The organism is Flavivirga amylovorans, assembly GCF_030540875.1.
GTDB classification, from domain to species: Bacteria; Bacteroidota; Bacteroidia; order Flavobacteriales; family Flavobacteriaceae; genus Flavivirga; species Flavivirga amylovorans.
In genome coordinates, this window is record NZ_JAUOEM010000009.1 from 60,687 (window position 1) to 78,964 (window position 18,278).

The 18,278-nt window shown below is 31.1% G+C and carries 20 protein-coding genes; 14 read left to right on the forward strand and 6 right to left on the reverse strand.

Annotated features, from left to right (window positions below; genetic code table 11):
- The first annotated feature begins 59 nt into the window (after positions 1–59).
- The 5 genes from Q4Q39_RS19350 to Q4Q39_RS19370 all read left to right on the forward strand — a co-directional run bounded on the left by Q4Q39_RS19350 (position 60) and on the right by Q4Q39_RS19370 (position 4,399).
- Positions 60–455 carry a GxxExxY protein gene (locus tag Q4Q39_RS19350; protein WP_303284229.1) on the forward strand — a complete coding sequence of 132 codons (396 nt, stop codon included), beginning with the start codon at positions 60–62 and terminating at the stop codon, positions 453–455.
- Between the two features lie 68 nt (positions 456–523).
- Complete coding sequence (locus tag Q4Q39_RS19355; protein WP_303284231.1) at positions 524–1,489, forward strand: GSCFA domain-containing protein; 966 nt, start codon at positions 524–526, stop codon at positions 1,487–1,489.
- A 472-nt stretch (positions 1,490–1,961) separates the two neighbouring features.
- Positions 1,962–2,576 (forward strand): DUF4230 domain-containing protein, encoded by a 615-nt coding sequence (locus tag Q4Q39_RS19360; RefSeq protein ID WP_303284232.1) that lies wholly within the window; start codon positions 1,962–1,964, stop codon positions 2,574–2,576.
- A gap of 9 nt (positions 2,577–2,585) precedes the next feature.
- A complete protein-coding gene (locus Q4Q39_RS19365; protein WP_303284233.1) occupies positions 2,586–3,524 on the forward strand; it encodes a pyridoxal-phosphate dependent enzyme in 939 nt (312 codons plus the stop codon).
- Positions 3,525–3,646: 122 nt separating this feature from the next.
- Positions 3,647–4,399 carry an enoyl-CoA hydratase/isomerase family protein gene (locus tag Q4Q39_RS19370; RefSeq protein ID WP_303284234.1) on the forward strand — a complete coding sequence of 251 codons (753 nt, stop codon included), beginning with the start codon at positions 3,647–3,649 and terminating at the stop codon, positions 4,397–4,399.
- Between the two features lie 7 nt (positions 4,400–4,406).
- Here Q4Q39_RS19370 and Q4Q39_RS19375 read toward each other — a convergent pair whose 3' ends face one another.
- Complete coding sequence (locus Q4Q39_RS19375; protein ID WP_303284235.1) at positions 4,407–6,164, reverse strand: aromatic amino acid hydroxylase; 1,758 nt, start codon at positions 6,162–6,164, stop codon at positions 4,407–4,409.
- 131 nt (positions 6,165–6,295) lie between these two features.
- Here Q4Q39_RS19375 and Q4Q39_RS19380 point away from each other — a divergent pair, with 131 nt between their 5' ends.
- Positions 6,296–7,399 carry a bestrophin family protein gene (locus Q4Q39_RS19380; protein ID WP_303284236.1) on the forward strand — a complete coding sequence of 368 codons (1,104 nt, stop codon included), beginning with the start codon at positions 6,296–6,298 and terminating at the stop codon, positions 7,397–7,399.
- 37 nt (positions 7,400–7,436) lie between these two features.
- Here the strand turns inward: Q4Q39_RS19380 and Q4Q39_RS19385 are convergent, their stop codons facing one another.
- Together Q4Q39_RS19385 and Q4Q39_RS19390 are read right to left on the reverse strand one after the other, a co-directional pair.
- Entirely contained in the window at positions 7,437–8,006 is a 570-nt protein-coding gene (locus Q4Q39_RS19385) for a DUF4136 domain-containing protein (protein ID WP_303284237.1), read from the reverse strand.
- A gap of 127 nt (positions 8,007–8,133) precedes the next feature.
- A complete protein-coding gene (locus tag Q4Q39_RS19390) occupies positions 8,134–8,286 on the reverse strand; it encodes a C1orf53 family protein (RefSeq protein WP_303284238.1) in 153 nt (50 codons plus the stop codon).
- Between the two features lie 97 nt (positions 8,287–8,383).
- On the opposite strand from Q4Q39_RS19390, the gene Q4Q39_RS19395 reads away from it, so the two are divergent.
- The 4 genes from Q4Q39_RS19395 to hemL are packed head-to-tail and all read left to right on the forward strand — an operon-like array spanning position 8,384 to position 11,724.
- A complete protein-coding gene (locus tag Q4Q39_RS19395) occupies positions 8,384–8,722 on the forward strand; it encodes a hypothetical protein (protein WP_303284239.1) in 339 nt (112 codons plus the stop codon).
- Positions 8,712–9,623: a 1-aminocyclopropane-1-carboxylate deaminase/D-cysteine desulfhydrase gene (locus tag Q4Q39_RS19400; RefSeq protein WP_303284240.1), complete on the forward strand. Its 912-nt coding sequence runs from the start codon at positions 8,712–8,714 to the stop codon at positions 9,621–9,623. The genes Q4Q39_RS19395 and Q4Q39_RS19400 overlap by 11 nt, the downstream gene beginning before the upstream one ends.
- The gene (locus Q4Q39_RS19405; protein ID WP_303284241.1) at positions 9,616–10,419 is read left to right on the forward strand and encodes a glucosaminidase domain-containing protein; all 804 of its coding nucleotides are present in this window, start codon (positions 9,616–9,618) and stop codon (positions 10,417–10,419) included. The genes Q4Q39_RS19400 and Q4Q39_RS19405 overlap by 8 nt, the downstream gene beginning before the upstream one ends.
- Positions 10,420–10,437: 18 nt before the next feature.
- Complete coding sequence (gene hemL, locus Q4Q39_RS19410; protein WP_303284242.1) at positions 10,438–11,724, forward strand: glutamate-1-semialdehyde 2,1-aminomutase; 1,287 nt, start codon at positions 10,438–10,440, stop codon at positions 11,722–11,724.
- 86 nt (positions 11,725–11,810) lie between these two features.
- Here hemL and Q4Q39_RS19415 read toward each other — a convergent pair whose 3' ends face one another.
- The 3 genes from Q4Q39_RS19415 to Q4Q39_RS19425 form a co-directional block, all read right to left on the reverse strand.
- Positions 11,811–12,260 (reverse strand): DUF4890 domain-containing protein, encoded by a 450-nt coding sequence (locus Q4Q39_RS19415; protein WP_303284243.1) that lies wholly within the window; start codon positions 12,258–12,260, stop codon positions 11,811–11,813.
- A 142-nt stretch (positions 12,261–12,402) separates the two neighbouring features.
- Positions 12,403–13,620 carry a hypothetical protein gene (locus tag Q4Q39_RS19420; protein ID WP_303284244.1) on the reverse strand — a complete coding sequence of 406 codons (1,218 nt, stop codon included), beginning with the start codon at positions 13,618–13,620 and terminating at the stop codon, positions 12,403–12,405.
- A gap of 35 nt (positions 13,621–13,655) precedes the next feature.
- Positions 13,656–15,176, reverse strand: a complete 1,521-nt coding sequence (locus Q4Q39_RS19425; protein ID WP_303284245.1) for a hypothetical protein — start codon at positions 15,174–15,176, stop codon at positions 13,656–13,658.
- A gap of 156 nt (positions 15,177–15,332) precedes the next feature.
- On the opposite strand from Q4Q39_RS19425, the gene yiaA reads away from it, so the two are divergent.
- The 4 genes from yiaA to Q4Q39_RS19445 all read left to right on the forward strand — a co-directional run bounded on the left by yiaA (position 15,333) and on the right by Q4Q39_RS19445 (position 18,277).
- Entirely contained in the window at positions 15,333–15,815 is a 483-nt protein-coding gene (gene yiaA / locus Q4Q39_RS19430; protein WP_303284246.1) for an inner membrane protein YiaA, read from the forward strand.
- Between the two features lie 118 nt (positions 15,816–15,933).
- Positions 15,934–16,284, forward strand: a complete 351-nt coding sequence (locus Q4Q39_RS19435; protein WP_303284247.1) for a hypothetical protein — start codon at positions 15,934–15,936, stop codon at positions 16,282–16,284.
- A gap of 14 nt (positions 16,285–16,298) precedes the next feature.
- Entirely contained in the window at positions 16,299–16,994 is a 696-nt protein-coding gene (locus Q4Q39_RS19440) for a CPBP family intramembrane glutamic endopeptidase (RefSeq protein ID WP_303284248.1), read from the forward strand.
- Between the two features lie 5 nt (positions 16,995–16,999).
- Entirely contained in the window at positions 17,000–18,277 is a 1,278-nt protein-coding gene (locus Q4Q39_RS19445; protein ID WP_303284249.1) for a DUF2157 domain-containing protein, read from the forward strand.
- Position 18,278 lies beyond the last annotated feature (1 nt).

Consider the following 18,278-nt stretch of genomic DNA (forward strand, 5'->3'; position numbering starts at 1 on the left):
TTATTGTAAGAAAATAAAACTTTATTGAATTATTCTAACAATAAAAGATACAGAGTTATATGGTTGATAAAGAACAGCTTTTTGAAAATTATTTAGCAACAAAAATAGTTGATTGTTGTTATCATATTCATGTTAATTTAGGTCCAGGTTTGCTGGAGTCTGTTTATGAAGAGATTTTGTTTTCTGAATTAACTGAAAAAGGCTTTAAAGTAGAGCGCCAAAAACAATTACCGGTTATTTGGAAAAGCAAAACATTAGATTTGGGATTTAGAACCGATTTAATTGTTGAAAATAAAGTGATTATTGAAATCAAATCAGTACAAGAAATTCATCCTGTCCACCCTAAACAATTATTGACGTATTTAAAGTTGAGCGGATTAAAACTGGGATTACTGATTAATTTTAATAGTCCTTTAATAAAAACAGGAATAACCAGAATAGTTAATGGCTTATAATTTAGTAAACTTTGTGTTTCCGTGTCTTTGCAAGAAAAAGAGAACTTTAGGACTTTATTAGGAAATAAATGAAACTACAAACAAAAATACCATTGCAAAAGCAGTCTGAAAAACTAATAGACTATCATTCCAATATATTATTAATTGGTTCATGTTTTGTAGAAAATATAGGAGAAAAACTAGATTACTTCAAATTTCGAAATACTCAAAACCCGTTTGGTATTTTATTTCATCCCAAGGCTATTGAAAGTTTAATCTCTGATGCTATAAACGAAAAAATATATTCTCAAGAAGACATCTTTTTTCATAATGAACAATGGCATTGCTTCAATGCGCATTCAAAATTTAGTAATACCTCTAAAGAGCTACTATTAAACGACTTAAATAAAAATATTAAGTTAACAAATCAACAAATTAAAGAATCAACACATATTGTAATTACCTTGGGAACGGCTTGGGTATATCGTTTTGTTGATACTAAAGAAATAGTTGCGAATTGTCATAAAGTTCCTCAAAAACAATTTACAAAGGAGTTGCTTTCTGTTGGTGAAATTTCTAAATCAATAGAAACCATAGTGAGTTTAATTAGAAGTGTTAATTCCAAAGCTTCAATTATTTTTACAGTATCTCCAGTACGTCATATAAAAGACGGATTTATTGAAAACACACAGAGTAAAGCGCATTTAATAACTGGAATACACCAGTTCTTAGGTCAAAAATCATCAATTGTTAATCGTCAATCATTTTATTTTCCTTCTTATGAAATCATGATGGACGAACTCCGCGATTATCGTTTTTATAAAGAAGATATGATTCATCCCAATACAACAGCTGTTAATTATATTTGGAATTGTTTTCAAGAGGTTTGGATGTCTTTAAAAGCAGATAAAACCATGAAAGATATTGATGTTATTCAAAAAGGATTACAACACAAACCATTTAATCCAAACTCTGAAGCACATCAAAGGTTTCTTCAAAATATAGAAGCTAAAAAAGCTCAAATTAAAACGCAGTTTTCATACATTGTATTTTAAAATGTATATAATTCAAAAGAGATTTTAAAGAAAAAACGACATGTGTTTATGGTTTTGAAAGCTAAATCTGTGTTGATATTTGTTGACTAGGATGCCCAAAATTGTATTATTACTTTTAATCTTTTTTAATAACGGTTTATCGAAAAATTATGAATTCTAAATCTAATAATTGTAGATTTAAAATGCTATTAATCAGTTCGTATAAAAAACATCAATTGTAATAATCAGTAAAATGATTAGCAGTTGGTGTTTTTTTTATACTGTTTCTTTGCTCTAAGAGATCAGTCCTTGAATTTAATATTAGTTTAACTTTCTTTTAATGTTGCTTCTAAGCAAGTTCACTATTTTTGACTTGTTAATTTAAATTCCATAAAATGCATTGGTTAGACTTCTTATGTCGAAGGAAACTAATGTTTTTTTGTTTTATAAAATAAACTTCAAGAATACAATAGAATTATTTTTAAATTAGTGCATGCGTAAAATTCTATTTGGTATTGTAATTACTTTGATTATCCTGTTCTCCTTTAAATACTGTGGAGATAAGCAGAATGAGAAAGTAGTACTTCAGGAAAGTTCAGCTCTAATTCAAAAACAAATTAAAAATGTTGGAAAGTTAGTAGTGACCGAAGGTCATTTTAGTGAGGTCTTTAATTATAAGAACTCTAAAGATATTTTTGGAGATTATTTTACATCAGAAAAAAAGGCACTGATTGTTGTTAATGCTGAAGTCACAATAGCTTATGATTTAAGTAAAATTGAATTTGAAATAGATGAAGCTAATAAAACATTAACGATTATAAATATTCCAAAGGAAGAAGTGAAAATTAGTCCAGATTTAGAATATTATGATATACAGTCCGATTTCTTAAACCCTTTTGAGGCTAAAGACTATAATGATATTAAGAAAATTGTTAAAGCATCGTTGAACAAAAAAATAGAAGCTTCCGATTTAAAAACAAATGCCAAGAATAGGTTAATAAGTGAACTTTCAAAATTTTATATCCTAACAAATTCTTTAGGTTGGACTTTAGAATATAACAAAAACCCAGTATCTACAATAGATGCTTTACAAGATTTAAAATTATAATTATTGGTAATGAATAAATCTACTTTACAAAAAATTCATAATCTTATAAAACCCTACATACACAGAACTCCAGTTTTAACATCAAAGTTATTAAATGATATATGTGAAGCGGAAGTGTTTTTTAAATGTGAAAACTTTCAAAAAATGGGAGCATTTAAAATGAGGGGAGGGGTAAATGCTATTTTGAATTTAACAGAAGAACAAAAAAGTAAAGGAGTTGTTACGCATTCTTCTGGAAACTTTGCACAAGCATTATCTTTGGCAGCTAAAACACTTAATGTGAAAGCATACATAGTTATGCCTAAGAATGCTCCACAAGTTAAAAAGGATGCTGTTAAAGCTTACGGAGGTGTAATTATTGAATGTGATTCCAGTACGAAAGCCAGAGAAACTGAAGCAGCAAGAATTCAAAAAGAAAAAGGAGTCACCTTTATTCATCCTTCTAATCAAGATCATGTTATTTATGGTCAGGGAACGGCCGCTATAGAGTTGTTGGAAGATTATCATGATTTAGAGTATATATTCACACCAGTAGGAGGAGGTGGTTTATTGGCAGGAACTATTCTAGCGGCAAATCATTTTTCGAATGGATGTAAAGTCATTGCTGGCGAGCCTAAGGAAGTTGATGATGCTTATAGATCATTGATTTCTGGAAATATTGAAAAAAATGAAACATCTAACACCATAGCAGATGGTTTACGAACTCATTTAGGGGATAGAAATTTTCCAATTATAAAAGAGCATGTTGAAAAAATAATACGAGTTGAGGAAGACGACATTATTAAAGCAATGAAATTAATTTGGGAACGAATGAAGATTATCGTTGAACCATCGGCTGCAGTTGCTTTTGCTGCTGTTTTAAAAGAAAAAACAGATATTAAGAATAAGAAAATTGGAGTTATATTATCTGGAGGCAATGTAGATTTATCTAACTTATCTTTTAAATGATAGAAATCTATTACAGGTTTTCTTAAGAGAAATAAAAATTTACATTAATAAACACTCTTTTTACATTTTTATAAAATAAAAGAGAATTACGAATTGTATTTTTGTTTTAATAATAATTAAATATGGACGAATCATACGTAAAGTTAAGAGTTGAAAAAAATGTTGGATATATAGAATTTTTCCATCCTAATAGAAACTCTATGCCCAGTGATGTTTTAGCATTGTTATCAAAAACTATTACAGAAACTGGGAATAATAAAGATGTAAATGTTATTGTATTAAAAAGTGGAGGCAATAGAACCTTTTGTGCTGGAGCCAGTTTTAATGAAGTCATATCCATAGAAAATGAAGAAACAGGAGCACTTTTTTTTTCAGGGTTTGCAAATGTGATAAATGCGATTCGTAAATGTCCAAAATTAATTATTGGTCGTGTTCAAGGAAAAACGGTAGGAGGCGGTGTTGGCTTGGCAGCTGCGACAGATTATTGTTTGGCTACAAAATATGCGTCTATTAGGTTAAGTGAGCTAAGTATTGGTATTGGCCCTTTTGTAATAGAACCTGTTGTTACTAGAAAAATAGGATTAACTGCCATGTCTCAAATGACCATAGATGCTGAAACGTTTTTCTCAGCAGAATTTGCTAAAGAAAAAGGATTGTATGCAGATGTTTTTGAAACAGTGGAAGAACTTGATGAAGCTGTTGAAAGCTTGGCTACTAAAATAGCATCCTATAATCCTGAAGCTTTAAAAGAAATGAAAACCGTTTTTTGGAAAGGTACCGGCCACTGGGATACTTTATTAACCGAACGTGCCGAAATAAGTGGTAAACTAGTGTTGAGTAAATTTACAAAAAAGACCTTGAAGCGGTTTCGGTAACCTTGAGTTAAACATTTACTGTTTGCCTAACAATCTCTAAGCCATCATCAATTAAATGACCAACTTCTGGTCTGTTTTGTTTTATGGTTTCTAAATGATTTAAAATACTTTCACAAAGGTTAGATTCGTTACCTATAGCTGCTAATTCGTAGAGTTCTACTGGTAATAACCAATCATTAGGATGTTTTTCGATTAATTGTTCCAGCACTTTAGTTCTGGAAATGGTTTTATTTTTATGATCTCTGTAATCTCTAACTTGCTGATAAAGTGCTTCTAATTGTATGTGTTGATCAGATTTTTTTATTTGAATTGTTTTGGTGGAAGGAACATGTGTAATTAAATCAAAGCTATTTAAATCTGCAATGCCAGAGAATGCAGAAACAATTTCTTTTCCTATGGCCATATCATAAATACCCCATTCTGGTTGAAACAATACTGTGTCATTATGCGTAACGGTACAATTTTTTAAGCTAATGAGTATTATTTTTCCTTGAAGGTTGCGCTTACCGGTAATAATTTCACCAGATACTTTTATGCCGCCTTCAAACTCTAAAACAATGCTTTGTTCTTCATAAATAGCATAAGCACTTAAGTCGCGCGGACTCATGTCTTCAATAGCCAAATTGATTCCTTTAAGTTTGCCTATGGGAGATCCAAAACCTTTATTGTGAGTTCTAGTACCGTGTCCTACCAATTCTTTTTCTCTATAAGCTAAAGCTGTTTCTCCAGTAGTTTGAATATAAATGGGATGTCCGTTATTTTCAATTGCATTAGTAAATATTCCAGAAATTTGTATTCCAGTACTTAATTCTACAGTCCCTAAAGCTTTAGAGTCTATTAATTTAGTTACTCCAGAAAGCCCGCCTTTACGAACAGCCATCGTATTTGCAAATTCCTCTAAAATAAGGCTTAAATGTGCAAAATCAGGTGTGACAAAAAGCTGAGGTTGTGGTTTGGTAATATCAAAATCTTTATAAGTAGCATCAATGTTATAAGGTGACTTTTCTACTTCATCTGTCATACACCAAGCACTTTCACCAATAGAGGATAATAAACCTGCACCATATATTTTTGGGTTTTCTAGAGAGCCAATTAAGCCATATTCAACGGTCCACCAATGTAGATTTCTAATAAGTGCCATCTCACTTGGTTTGCCCATGTTTTGCTGTAAATCTTCTACTTTCTTTTCTGCAGTAGCAATGTCGCTTTCGTTAGAGTTTGGAGCCTCCTTTATAATAGATAAATGCCTCACGGCTTCGTATAATTCATAATCTTTTGCAGAAGAAATCGCTTTACAACCAATTTCTCCAAAACGCCTTAAATATTCTGCATATTCAGGATTCGCTATAATAGGAGCATGCCCAGCGCCTTCATGAATAATATCGGGAGCTGGTGTATATTCTATATGCTCTAATTGCCTAATATCACTAGCGATAACTAATACATTGTATGCTTGAAATTCCATGAATGCATTTGGTGGGATAAAACCATCAACAGCAACTGCCGCCCAACCAATGTCTTTTAAAATCCTATTCATGCCATACATATTAGGGATACTATCAATGGAAATACCTGTCTGGTTTAAGCCTTCCAAGTAAGATTTATGTGCAACAGTACTTAGGAAGTCAACATTTTTACGCATTACATAGCGCCAAACTGCTTGATTTATAGCAGAATAGTCCTCATAGTTTTGAGGTTTTATAAACTGCATTAAATGCTTGGGCAAACGATTTAAAATAGGATTAGTTTCAATAGCGTTAGACATAATTGATTTAGAATAAGGTTTTGTTAAGTAAAAATACGAAATCTATAAATAATTGCTTGTTTTTATGTGTTTTTAACAATGTTAATCTAAAGGCATATTTTAGTACTTTTAGGTTTTTAAATCTGAAAACTATGTACACAAGACGCATATTTCCTGTAATGGGAATTTTGAAATGGACGCGAAGGCACATTTTTTTATTTATATTTCTAGCTTTAATACCTGTACTTTTATTTGATGTATTGGGATTAAAATGGTTACATGTACCATGGTTACCGCTTGGGGTATTAGGAACTGCCGTCGCATTTATTGTGAGTTTTAAAAATAATGCGTCTTATGACAGGCTTTGGGAAGCTAGAAAAATATGGGGAGGTATTGTTAATGCATCACGTTCCTGGACTATTATGGTAAAGGATTTTATAAATAATAATCATACCCTAGAAGATAGAACAGAAGACGAAATGTATTCTATTAAACGAGAGTTGGTACATAGACATATAGCTTGGCTAACAGCGTTGAGATATCAGCTTAGAGAGGACAAACCATGGGAAATGCATCTTAAAGCGGGGAAATCTAATAAAGAATTTAGAGCTTCAAAGTATAGAGTTTGTGAAGATGTAGAAGATCTTGATGGCGCTATTAAGCCATATATTTCAGAAGCAGAATATAAAGAAGTTTTTGCAAAAGGAAATCAGGCATCCCAATTATTAGGAATTCAATCCAGACGCCTAAAAGAATTAATGAACCAGGGTTTAATAGAGGATTTTAGACATATGGAAATGACCAATATGTTGGTCGAATTTTATTCACTTCAAGGTAAAAGTGAGCGTATTAAAAACTTTCCATACCCAAGACAATTTGCAACACTTAATTATTTATTTGTATGGATTTTTATTTTATTAATTCCCTATGGAATTATGGAAGAATTTGAAAGTTTTGGCGATAAAATTTTAGGGTTGCTAAGTAGGCATGAAGAACGAGACTCTTTAATGCATGTAGCTCAAGAAACTATTGCAAGGCATTTTGTATGGTTTTCTGTACCTTTTAGTGCTTTAATTTCATGGGTATTTCATACTATGGAATCTATTGGTGAGAATACAGAGAACCCTTTCGAAGGGGGGCCTAATGATGTGCCTATTACAGATTTAAGCCGTGGTATAGAGATAGACATAAGACAACTTATTGATGATACTAATATACCAGATCCGTATGTTTGGCCAAATAATATAGTGATGTAATAAAAACAGCGACTCAATTGAGTCGCTGTTTTACTTTTTATTGCTGAGCTATTGGAGGATATTTCGTCATAATTTCTGTAACAAACTCTTTAATACGAGCTTCTTTTTTCTCCATATTTCTGCTTAAATAACCAGTTCCCATGCCCTGCCAAACTAATTCTTTTTTATTAGAATCGATAAGGTCTATATATAAAACACCTTGTGTACTAGTCGATACGCTAGGCTGATTCCAGCCCCAGCCCCAACCTGGTCCAAAACCTGCACCCCAAGGACCAAAGCCTCCCCAGCCCCAGCCTCCAAAACCCCAAGAGTTATTGTAAACGTCTACACGTTGTTGGGATTTTGTAAAAAGGCTTACTAGTAAATCGGGACTTTCAGATTTTATAAAGCCTTTAGTTAGCATTTCAGCTTCAATAGCACGAAGAATTCTTCGTTTATCCAAATCGCTAATTTCAGCTTTGTCAATACCTGTTTTAAAAAATGCAAAAGTTTTGTATTCTCCAAAATTAGCATTCTTATCATAATCTGCTGCAACGCGCACAGAGCTGCACGAAGTAATCACAATAAGCAATACTAAAAGTGGTAAAAAGTTTAATAGTTTTTTCATAGCCTTTTTGTTTTAGTTTTACAATACACAATGAGCCTTAAAATCAATGATTTTAAGTGTTTTTTTATTTGTAATAGTATCAATAATCATACCAAGCCTTTGGTATATTGCGTTATAGCCGTATTTGCTAGCCTTTGTTTTTATCATACCCGTAAGGGCAATGTCTGCATCCGCTCTCACAACAATAGCCTCTTCTTAAATGGTATTGTTGTGTAAAACAGCGATAACCTTCTGGTGTTAAGTAGTAATCACCTTCCTCAATGGGGATTATTTTTTTCATCTAAATAATATCATTATGAGTGCTAAAAATAACTTGACTCATTTGATTTATAGCAAAGATAATGTAATTTGGATTGATTTTTGAATACGGTAAGTATATGATATTAATTTTGAAATATTTGGTGCCGAACGGATATACCGGGTTGACTATTTTTCCTTTTGTGTTTTTAAAATCGAAAGCTTTGAAAAATCATGTTGTTTTAATCAATCATGAAAGAATTCATTTGAAACAACAATCTGAAATGTTGGTGATTCCCTTTTATTTGATTTATATGATCGAATTTTTAATACGATTATTTCAATATAAAAATTGGAATTTAGCGTATAGAAATATTTCTTTTGAACGTGAAGCTTATGCTAATGAATTTAATCTAGTTTATCTCAAACATCGACCATTTTGGGGATTTTTAAATTATATTCGCAGCAATGATATTTAAGCTTGGACATAGTATAAATCAGCAAGTAAATTTACTTGATAATAAAGAGATCGAGTTGTTTATAAAAAGAGAAGATGAAATTCATCCTTTTGTGTCTGGAAATAAATATAGAAAGCTTAAATACAATCTTCATGAAGCCAAGAAAAAGGGTTTTAAAACGCTTCTTACTTTTGGAGGTGCTTTTTCTAATCATATAGCAGCAGTAGCTTCAGCTGGACATTTATTAGGTTTTAAAACAATTGGTGTTATTAGAGGTGAGGAGTTGGAAAATAAAATTTCTGATAATGACACCTTAAGTTTTGCTAAGCAAAATGGCATGGCGTTTAAGTTTGTTTCTAGAGAGTTATATAGAGATAAAACATCCCAGGCTTTTTTGGACAAATTAAAAGATGCATTCAACGATTTTTACTTAATTCCAGAAGGCGGTACAAATACTTTAGCTGTTAAAGGTTGCGAAGAAATATTAACCAAAGAAGATGAAACTTTTGATTATATATGTTGTGCGGTTGGAACAGGCGGAACGATTTCCGGACTTATAAATTGTTCAAAACTCGGTCAACAAGTTTTAGGTTTTCCAGCCTTAAAAGGTGATTTTTTACGACAAGATATTAGTAAATTTGTAACTAAAACGAATTGGGATCTTGTAACCGACTATCATTTTGGCGGTTATGCCAAAATAAATGAAGAACTCGTATCGTTTATAAATCAGTTTAAAAACAGATATGCCATCCCGTTAGACCCTGTTTATACAGGTAAAATGATGTTTGGGATTTTTGATTTAATTAATAAGGGTTATTTTAAAAAAGGTTCAAAAATTTTAGCAATCCATACAGGTGGCTTGCAGGGTATTAAAGGAATGAATAGTGTATTAAAAAATAAAAACTTAGCAATAATTGAATAAAAAAATAAGTAAAATAGCGTTAGTATTATGTTTAGGGTGTTTTCTTTTTAGTTGCCGTTCTAAAAAATCAATCATTACAAAAAGACCAAATACTAAGGTAATAATAGGTGATAACGGTGAAAAGGAAATAAAAAAAACTCCTGAGAATTCGACTAAAGTGTATGCGAATGCAACCGAGAGGTATATTGACGTTTATAAAGACATTGCGAAACAGGAAATGAGTTTATATGATATTCCTGCGAGTATTACTTTGGCTCAAGGAATTCTGGAGTCAGGTTCTGGTAATGGGCGTCTTTCTGTAAAAGCTAATAATCATTTTGGCATTAAATGTCATGGCTGGACAGGCGCAAAAATTTATCATGATGATGATAAGGCGCAAGAATGTTTCAGGAAATATAAAGATCCAAAATATTCATTTAGAGACCATTCGATTTTTCTTCAGAAAAAGCGTTATGCAAAATTATTCAAACTTAAAAAAGATAATTATAAAGGTTGGGCTAAGGAATTAAGAGCAGCAGGCTATGCTACTGATAAAAGATATCCTGAAAAATTAATTAGTATTATCGAACGCTACGAATTATATAAGTTCGATAAAGAAGTATTAGGGAGTTCGTACGAAGAATTTGAAATGCCAACGACTTCAGAGACAGAACCTATTAGATATATCGTTTCAAAAGGAGATACTTTATATTCTATTTCAAGAAAATATAATGTTACAGTTAAAGAACTTCAAAAATTAAACAAGTTAAATGGTACAGGTTTAAACATTGGACAAGTATTAGTTGTAAAACAATAAAGAATCAATCAAAAATTTATGAACTATAAAAGAAGCAGCTCTCTATTTGCAGAAGCAGAAAAGGTTATTCCAGGTGGTGTAAATTCACCAGTAAGAGCATTTAAAGCAGTGGGAGGTACTCCTATTTTTGTAAAAGAAGCAAAAGGAGCTTATTTGTATGATGAAGATGATAACCGATTAATAGATTATATTAATTCTTGGGGCCCAATGATATTGGGACATGCTTATGAGCCTGTTGTTAATGCTGTAGTAGAAAAAGCAAAAAAAGGAACATCGTTTGGAATGCCAACAGAAATAGAAACTAAAATTGCAGAGTTGGCAGTTTCAATGGTACCAAATATAGACAAGATACGATTTGTGAATTCGGGAACGGAAGCTTGTATGAGTGCGGTACGTTTGGCTCGTGGCTTTACGGGCAGGGACAAAATTATAAAATTTGCAGGTTGCTATCACGGACATAGTGATTCGTTTTTAATACAAGCGGGTAGTGGCGCTATTACATTTGGAACACCTAATAGTCCTGGAGTTACAGAAGGCACCGCTAAAGATACCTTATTGGCTGGTTATAATGACATTGAAAACGTAACGCAATTACTTGATGCAAATAAAGAAGAGGTAGCTTGTATTATTATAGAGCCAGTTGCTGGAAACATGGGATGTATTCCGCCAACGGCAGGATTTTTAAAAGCCTTAAGAAATTTGTGTGACACTCATAATGTTTTGCTGATTTTTGATGAGGTTATGACGGGGTTTCGTTTAGCAAAAGGAGGCGCGCAAGAATTGTTTAATATTGATGCAGATATTGTTTGCTTCGGAAAAGTGATTGGAGGCGGTTTACCTGTTGGAGCTTTTGCTGCCAGAAATGAGATTATGAATTATCTAGCACCTTTAGGACCCGTCTATCAGGCTGGGACTTTAAGTGGTAATCCTCTAGCTATGGCTGCGGGTTTAGCGATGCTAAATGAATTGAATAATGATGCTGGGGTTTTTAATCGTTTAGCTGAAAAAACGGCATATTTACATAAAGGTATTGCTGAAGTTTTAAATGCTAATAATATTGTTCATACTATAAACAGAATTGGTTCTATGATTTCGGTTCATTTTGATGATTCTGAAGTTGTAGATTTTGAAACCTCTGCAAAAGGAAATAATGATACGTTTAGGGCATTTTTTCATGGTATGCTAAATGAAGGTGTTTATATCGCGCCAAGTGCTTTTGAAACATGGTTTGTTACCGATGCTTTAAGCTATGAAGATTTAGATTTTACTATTAGAGCTGTAAATACGGTTGCAAAAACATTGTAAAAAAAAGAAAGCTACCTAGAAAGTTAAATAAAATTCAACTTTCTAGATAGTCTTCTTTCAATCAAATCAAAATCAACAAACTAAATTTATTTTTTCTTATTCATGCTCTTTTTTTTATGGTTTCTTTTGCTAGCCGTTTTTAGTTGCGCTTTTTCCCATTTAGCATACTGTTCTTTATTTAGTATCTTTTTCATTTTAGCTTTCATAGCTATTTGGTGGTCTAATTTGGCATTTTCCATTTTTAAACGCTCTTCTTTAGTAGGTCTTTGAGCAGTTCCGTTTGCTCTTCTAGCCTTGTGCTCCTCCATCATTGTTTTACGTAAAGTAGTGTTTTCCAGATTTATTTTTTGAACCTTAGTTTGTTGTGATTCATTTAAATCTAAAAACAAAGTCATTTTTTTTGTTTTCAAAGTAGCCATTTCTTCAGCAGAAAGATTGTTCATTTTTTGTGATCTTTCTGGTCGGTCTCTTTTGTCTGTCTGTGCTATGGCTTGAATAGATATCAAAGCTATAGCAATTACTATTAATTTTCTCATTTTAAGTCTTTTATGTTATTTGTAAGTTGGACTTTTGTTTTTTTAAAAGGTTTAAATTGTTTTTTGATTTTAACCAAATATTAACAATGTCATTCCTGCGAAGGCAGTAAAGACAGAAAAGAATGAGAAGGATACATTTTAATTATTTAAAAACAGGAATTTTTAGAGAAAGACCAGTTTGAAAGTCTGGGGCATTGTTAACCAAAAAATCTTCCTTGAAGTATATGGATAGTTTATAATTGGGACGGCCATGTGTGTAGATAAAAGACCAGTTAGAATGTGCCTTGTATAAAGTTGCTATGCCATGATGCCAGCCGCCATTTACTTCTTGCCAGTTACCTACAAGTCTGTAGTAGTCGCTTTCTTCAACTTTGTTGTAACGAGACTGAATTTGATAGTTTATTCCAAAAGCATTAAAATGACCTTTTTTTGTGTATTTGGCTATTTCGATATTTCCTTCAGCAGTAGCCAAAAAAGGGTTGTTTCCTAAATCGATAACTTCTTTAAAGTCGATGAGGTTTTTGTGTAAAACATTCCCTCCAAACCCTATATTAAGTTCGTAACTATTTTTAAACGTTATTTTCTTAATAGCATTTAATGAAATGCCAAAGTCTAAAGATGAATTAAATTTAGTAGTATTAATACCTAAGTGACTTCCAAAATTGATAAATATATTTTGGGCTTTATTTATTGAAAACGTTGGGTAATAATAATGATCTAATTCAATACCTCCAATAAAAAAATCATTATTATTAAGTTGAAGAATATTTCCGTTTCTGTCAACATATCTAAAATTAACTTGATTTAAACCATAAAAACGTCTGCCAAAAGGATCTTCTCCTCCATGTATATTGCTATGAAACCATTCAATAGTTTCATCTCCGGTAAATAATGAAAAGGGGTGCTTTCCTTTTGTTATTAAATATGAGCGTAGCGTAACGCCTAATTCATGCTTTTTGGCTAGCGGGATATTTATACTTAATCGAAATTCCTTAATAACAGCATCTATAACAATGTTTAAGTATTCTGCGGGAGTAATTTCCTGATCTATAAAAGTAAAATTCCTGTCATACCAAAGGAGTTTACTTTGTTGTTCTCTAACTGCTGGGTCTTTTGGGATGAATGCTTCAACAAAGGGATGGAAATTGTTTCCACTTATAGAGTTTATAGTGAGTCTTGGTTTTTTGGGAGGAGCGAGCTTAAAATTTGAGTTAATCCTCGAGCTAAAAATACCAAAATGATGTGTGGTTAAAAGGCTTGGGTTATCAATGCCGTTTTTTATTGATAAGCTATCTTTTTGTTGGGCAACAATAAAATGGTTGTAAATACAAAAAACAATAAAAAACCCCTTTTTTAGCATCGGGTAAAAATAATTAAAGTATAAGTAATGAATTGTTATGAGTTTGTTAATTCTTGTTGGGATTTGTTTATTAAATCTAAAGTGGTTGTGTATAAGTCTTGATTATTCATCTTACCTTTCAACCAACTATAAAAACTTATTACAAAAATATCTTCTTTATGTATGTCTATCCAGTCGAAAGATTGTTGTACAGTATTCCTAAATTTAGCTGAGGTGACCATTTCTGGGGTTTTATAATACGATTCAACAAAACCTAAATATGTGATAACTCTTTGTTGATTAATACCTTTTAAATAGCTGTAATAGTGTCTTTTGAAGCTAAGAAGTCGAGATTCTACCAAATCAATATTCTTAAGGTCTATATGAAGTAAAATCTCTATAAGATTCTTCTTTATAACCCATTCTTTTCCAGCTTTTTCAGTATACCACTGGTCTGTGTGATAAAATTTAGAAAATAGCGTAAATGCTTTTTTTAAATCATTTTTCTGAAAATAAAACATAATAAGGCTCAAATAAATATCTAATAATGATTCTGTATCTGGATGTTTACTGGATGTAAGGGGCTCTAAAACGGCAATAGCATCTTTTTGTTTGTTAGAGTAATTATAATTTAGGGCTGTTAGTAAATTATATTTTAATCTATAAGTATTATAATATTTTTTCTGCTTTAAAAGCATGTGCTTGTGCATGAGTTTCAAATAGTGAAAAGACGTGTCAAATTTTTTGTTTCTAAATAGTGTATTAGCTATCAGGTATATAATTTCAATATGATAAAAGAGCTGCTTCTCTTTGTTTTTATGGGTGATTATAATATTGTAGGTATTTATTAAAAAAGGTTCTATTTGTAAATAGTCTTTGGTAACGAAAGCCGAAATACTTGCAATTGTTGCTAATTGATATAAGGATTTAAAGGACATGGATTCGTTGATACTAATATTATGCTCTTGCAAAGTTTGATTTAAAACCGTTTGAAAATCAACAATGCCTCCTTTATAGCTAATATTATTTAAGGTTTGTTTAATTTTTGCATAAACAATGTTAAGTTGATCTTCTAATTGATGGTTCTTTTGATTTGCTTCAAATTTTGTAATAAGTTCGGTAATTGAAATGGAAGGATTTGTATATGCATATTGAATTTTGGTATGATAAATTTCATTGAGTAGAGGGAATAAATAATGTTCTATAGCGAGTACTTCTGCTTTGTCTAAAACCTTATATGCTACTCGATATTGCTTATGCTGTAGGAATGACTTGGAGGCTAAGATGTATTTAATGATTTGCATGTCTATTGAGTTTTCTTCCTGTAGACTATTATTTGCGATAAAATCAATGATGGATTGATATAGGCGTTTCCTTAAAGCATGATAAGCATCTTTTTTTAGATTTCCGTAGAGCTTCAGGCAGATTTCGTTGGAACTCAACTCATTATTTAATAAATAATTAAAAAGTTGAATGTTTTTAGCGTCACTACGTTTATTTTTTTTGTCTAGATATGCTATGAATCTCTGTTGATCTTCAGAAGAAAAAGTAGAAATTATATCATTTAAATTAGTCATTAAATCGTCAGTTTATATTAGTTGTATATTAATAAATATGGTTAAATATAATGCATTGTTTTAAATTATATCGTCAGTTTTATGGAAATATTGTATTTCGATTTCCAGACAAGTGTTGCAATTTTGCCTTGTAATCAAATCATTAAAACAATAATTATGAATTATCAAACATCAGTTTCAGTTGAAGAAAAATCAAAAGAAACAAAAACTAAAAAAGAGAAGAAGGTTTACGATCAAAAGCCAACACCAGCTTTTATAGGAGCATCTTGGTTTGCTTTATTAATAGGCATGACGTCATATTGTATTGGTTTATGGAATGCAGAGATGTTATTAAATGAAAAAGGGTATTATTTTACAATTCTTCTTTTTGGATTGTTTTCAGTTATATCTGTACAAAAAGCTGTGAGAGATAAACTAGAAGACATTCCAGTTACAGAAATTTATTATGGTATTAGTTGGTTCACAACCATTACTTCTATTGTGCTATTAGTTATAGGGCTTTGGAATGCTGATTTGCTTTTAAGTGAAAAAGGATTTTATGGCATGTCGTTTCTTTTAAGTCTATTTTCTGCCATTGCTGTACAAAAGAACACCAGAGATGTGCAGTTTATTAATAGAAGTCCTGAACAAGAAAAATAGATAAATATGTTAGTTAGTCAAAACAGAAATTTTAAAGGGTTGTTTTGATGGTTGGTTAGTTTTAGATAACCCAAGGCCTCGCAGTTAGATGCTGCGAGGTTTTAAAAACTTTTTTAAAATGATTAATACTTTAAAAAAAGAATTTCAAAACATATTAAAAGTAAAGCTTAATTCAGGTCGTTTTTTATTTTCTTTAGCATTAATGCTAGAGTTGATTTTTGGAATATTTATACTAAGCTTAGCATTAGGATGGCAGAGTCGTATAGTACCTTCTATTGGATCTTTTATAGCTTCCAATGTTACTTTATTTAGCATACTTACAATCGACTTGATTCTACTATTATATGTTTTTTATAATAGAGTAAGAAGCAAAATGATTATAGACTATTGTAAATCGTATCTATTATTAGGTTTTGCAATAGTTATATTGTCTTTAATTGTAGCTCTTTGGTTTTTGAATTTTAATTAGAAGAAAACTAAAAAATGAAACATAATCTCACTAAAGATTTAATAGAGTTTTCAGAAACTAAATTGAAAAGACCTGTTTCTAATAAGACGAGGTTGTTGGAAATATTAGGAGTTGTTTTAACAGCGATAGGGAAATTTATTTTTATGGATTATCTCAATTGGAGGCTACCTTTTGTTGTTATTGCAATAATATTATGGTTCTTCTATATTTCTTTTAGATATAAAAAGGAAAAGGGGGTTATTAAGTATTGGGGATTTAGAACCGATAATTTTAAGAAGGCTTTAAAATTAATGGTACCTTTTAGCATCGTTTCCCTTATATTAATTATAGGTATAGGATATTTTCAAAATACTATTAACCTAACATGGCACATATTACCGCTTTTAATTACATACCCTATTTGGGGGAGTGTACAGCAGTTTTTAATTATTGGTTTAGTTGCTGGGAATTTAAACGATCTAAATAGTAAAAAGCTAAATAAAAGTTTAATAATAGTTATAACTGCTTTTTTGTTTTCTATAGTACATTTTCCATCCATGTGGCTTATGATAGGAACATTTATTCTGGCATTGTTTTATGGATATGTATATTTAAAAGTGAAAAACATATATGCGATGGGAATATTTCATGGGTGGTTAGGTGCATTATTTTATTATACGGTAGTTAACCAAGACCCTTTTCAAGACGTATTTTTAATATTTTTAAATTAAAAAAAATGAATTCAAAAATTCAAAAAGATATAAAAGAGCTAGTTGCAGAACAAGTAATTTCCGAAGACGTTGGTTCAAAAATAGCGTCCTATTATCAATCAAAGCAGAGTGATTCACCAAATAGATTGTTTACCGTTTTTGCGGTATTAGGATCTACGTTGGTGGGGCTTGGTATTATATTAATATTGGCTCATAATTGGGATGATTTTTCACGAAGTATAAAAACTATTTTTGCCTTTATACCATTAGTTATTGGACAGATAATAGTTGGATATTCAATTTTAAAAAATAAAAGTGCTACTTGGAAAGAAGCTTCTGGAGTATTTCTATTTTTCGCAGTAGGAGCAAGTATTGCTTTAGTCAGTCAGATTTACAATATTTCTGGAGATTTGAGTGATTATTTGCTAACATGGATTTTGCTATGCTTACCATTGATTTATCTTTTAAGATCGAATGCATTAGTCCTTTTACAAATTATTTTTATAACGAGCTATGCATGTAGTCTCGGGTATTTCTCAGGAAATAAAACACCTTGGTTGTATTTAATACTATTAGCATCATTATTGCCACATTACTATAAGCTATTAAAACATAAAAAGTTACATAATATAACCTCAGTTTTAAATTGGCTTTTCCCTTTAAGCGTAATAATTGTGATAGGTGCTTTTGTTAGAGGCGATGGCCATTTTGGTTTTTTAATTTATGTGATTTTATTTGGATTATTCTATAACATAGGGAAAACACCATGCTTTAATGAGCAAAAAATAAGGCGAAATGGTTATTTGGTTTTGGGTTCTTTAGGAACTGTTTATATGTTGCTTTTGACCAGTTTTAAATGGCTATGGGAAGATGTTTTTATAGATAAATTAAATTTTAATTCACAAGCGTTTTATATAGCGTTAATACTTTTGTGTTCGGTGCTTGTGTTGGTGATGTATTCATATTCAAAAAAATGGATTCGCGATTTTAACCTGTTTCAATATGCTTTTATATTTTTTACGCTTTTTTTTATGATTAGCTTAGTTACTATCACAACGACTGTAATACTAATAAACTTGCTGGTTTTAATATTAGGAATTATGGCTGTGAAAATTGGAGCAGATACATTTCATTTTGGCGTCTTAAATTATGGTTTATTGATAATTACTGCGCTTGTTACATGTCGTTTTTTTGACACAAACATGAGTTTTGTAATTAGAGGGGTATTGTTTGTGGGTGTTGGTGCTGGTTTCTTTTTAACCAATTATGTTATGTTGAAAAAACAAAAAAGTTTAAAAAAATAGC

Excerpts from the sequence above, each read along its gene's own strand:
- Q4Q39_RS19350 (WP_303284229.1), top strand. The coding sequence starts at position 60 with ATGGTTGATAAAGAACAGCTTTTTGAAAATTATTTAGCAACAAAAATA.
- Q4Q39_RS19355 (WP_303284231.1), top strand. The coding sequence starts at position 524 with ATGAAACTACAAACAAAAATACCATTGCAAAAGCAGTCTGAAAAACTA.
- Q4Q39_RS19360 (WP_303284232.1), top strand. The coding sequence starts at position 1,962 with ATGCGTAAAATTCTATTTGGTATTGTAATTACTTTGATTATCCTGTTC.
- Q4Q39_RS19365 (WP_303284233.1), top strand. The coding sequence starts at position 2,586 with ATGAATAAATCTACTTTACAAAAAATTCATAATCTTATAAAACCCTAC.
- Q4Q39_RS19370 (WP_303284234.1), top strand. The coding sequence starts at position 3,647 with ATGGACGAATCATACGTAAAGTTAAGAGTTGAAAAAAATGTTGGATAT.
- Q4Q39_RS19375 (WP_303284235.1), bottom strand. The coding sequence starts at position 6,164 with ATGTCTAACGCTATTGAAACTAATCCTATTTTAAATCGTTTGCCCAAG.
- Q4Q39_RS19380 (WP_303284236.1), top strand. The coding sequence starts at position 6,296 with ATGTACACAAGACGCATATTTCCTGTAATGGGAATTTTGAAATGGACG.
- Q4Q39_RS19385 (WP_303284237.1), bottom strand. The coding sequence starts at position 8,006 with ATGAAAAAACTATTAAACTTTTTACCACTTTTAGTATTGCTTATTGTG.
- Q4Q39_RS19390 (WP_303284238.1), bottom strand. The coding sequence starts at position 8,286 with ATGAAAAAAATAATCCCCATTGAGGAAGGTGATTACTACTTAACACCA.
- Q4Q39_RS19395 (WP_303284239.1), top strand. The coding sequence starts at position 8,384 with ATGATATTAATTTTGAAATATTTGGTGCCGAACGGATATACCGGGTTG.
- Q4Q39_RS19400 (WP_303284240.1), top strand. The coding sequence starts at position 8,712 with ATGATATTTAAGCTTGGACATAGTATAAATCAGCAAGTAAATTTACTT.
- hemL (WP_303284242.1), top strand. The coding sequence starts at position 10,438 with ATGAACTATAAAAGAAGCAGCTCTCTATTTGCAGAAGCAGAAAAGGTT.
- Q4Q39_RS19415 (WP_303284243.1), bottom strand. The coding sequence starts at position 12,260 with ATGAGAAAATTAATAGTAATTGCTATAGCTTTGATATCTATTCAAGCC.
- Q4Q39_RS19420 (WP_303284244.1), bottom strand. The coding sequence starts at position 13,620 with ATGCTAAAAAAGGGGTTTTTTATTGTTTTTTGTATTTACAACCATTTT.
- Q4Q39_RS19425 (WP_303284245.1), bottom strand. The coding sequence starts at position 15,176 with ATGACTAATTTAAATGATATAATTTCTACTTTTTCTTCTGAAGATCAA.
- yiaA (WP_303284246.1), top strand. The coding sequence starts at position 15,333 with ATGAATTATCAAACATCAGTTTCAGTTGAAGAAAAATCAAAAGAAACA.
- Q4Q39_RS19435 (WP_303284247.1), top strand. The coding sequence starts at position 15,934 with ATGATTAATACTTTAAAAAAAGAATTTCAAAACATATTAAAAGTAAAG.
- Q4Q39_RS19440 (WP_303284248.1), top strand. The coding sequence starts at position 16,299 with ATGAAACATAATCTCACTAAAGATTTAATAGAGTTTTCAGAAACTAAA.
- Q4Q39_RS19445 (WP_303284249.1), top strand. The coding sequence starts at position 17,000 with ATGAATTCAAAAATTCAAAAAGATATAAAAGAGCTAGTTGCAGAACAA.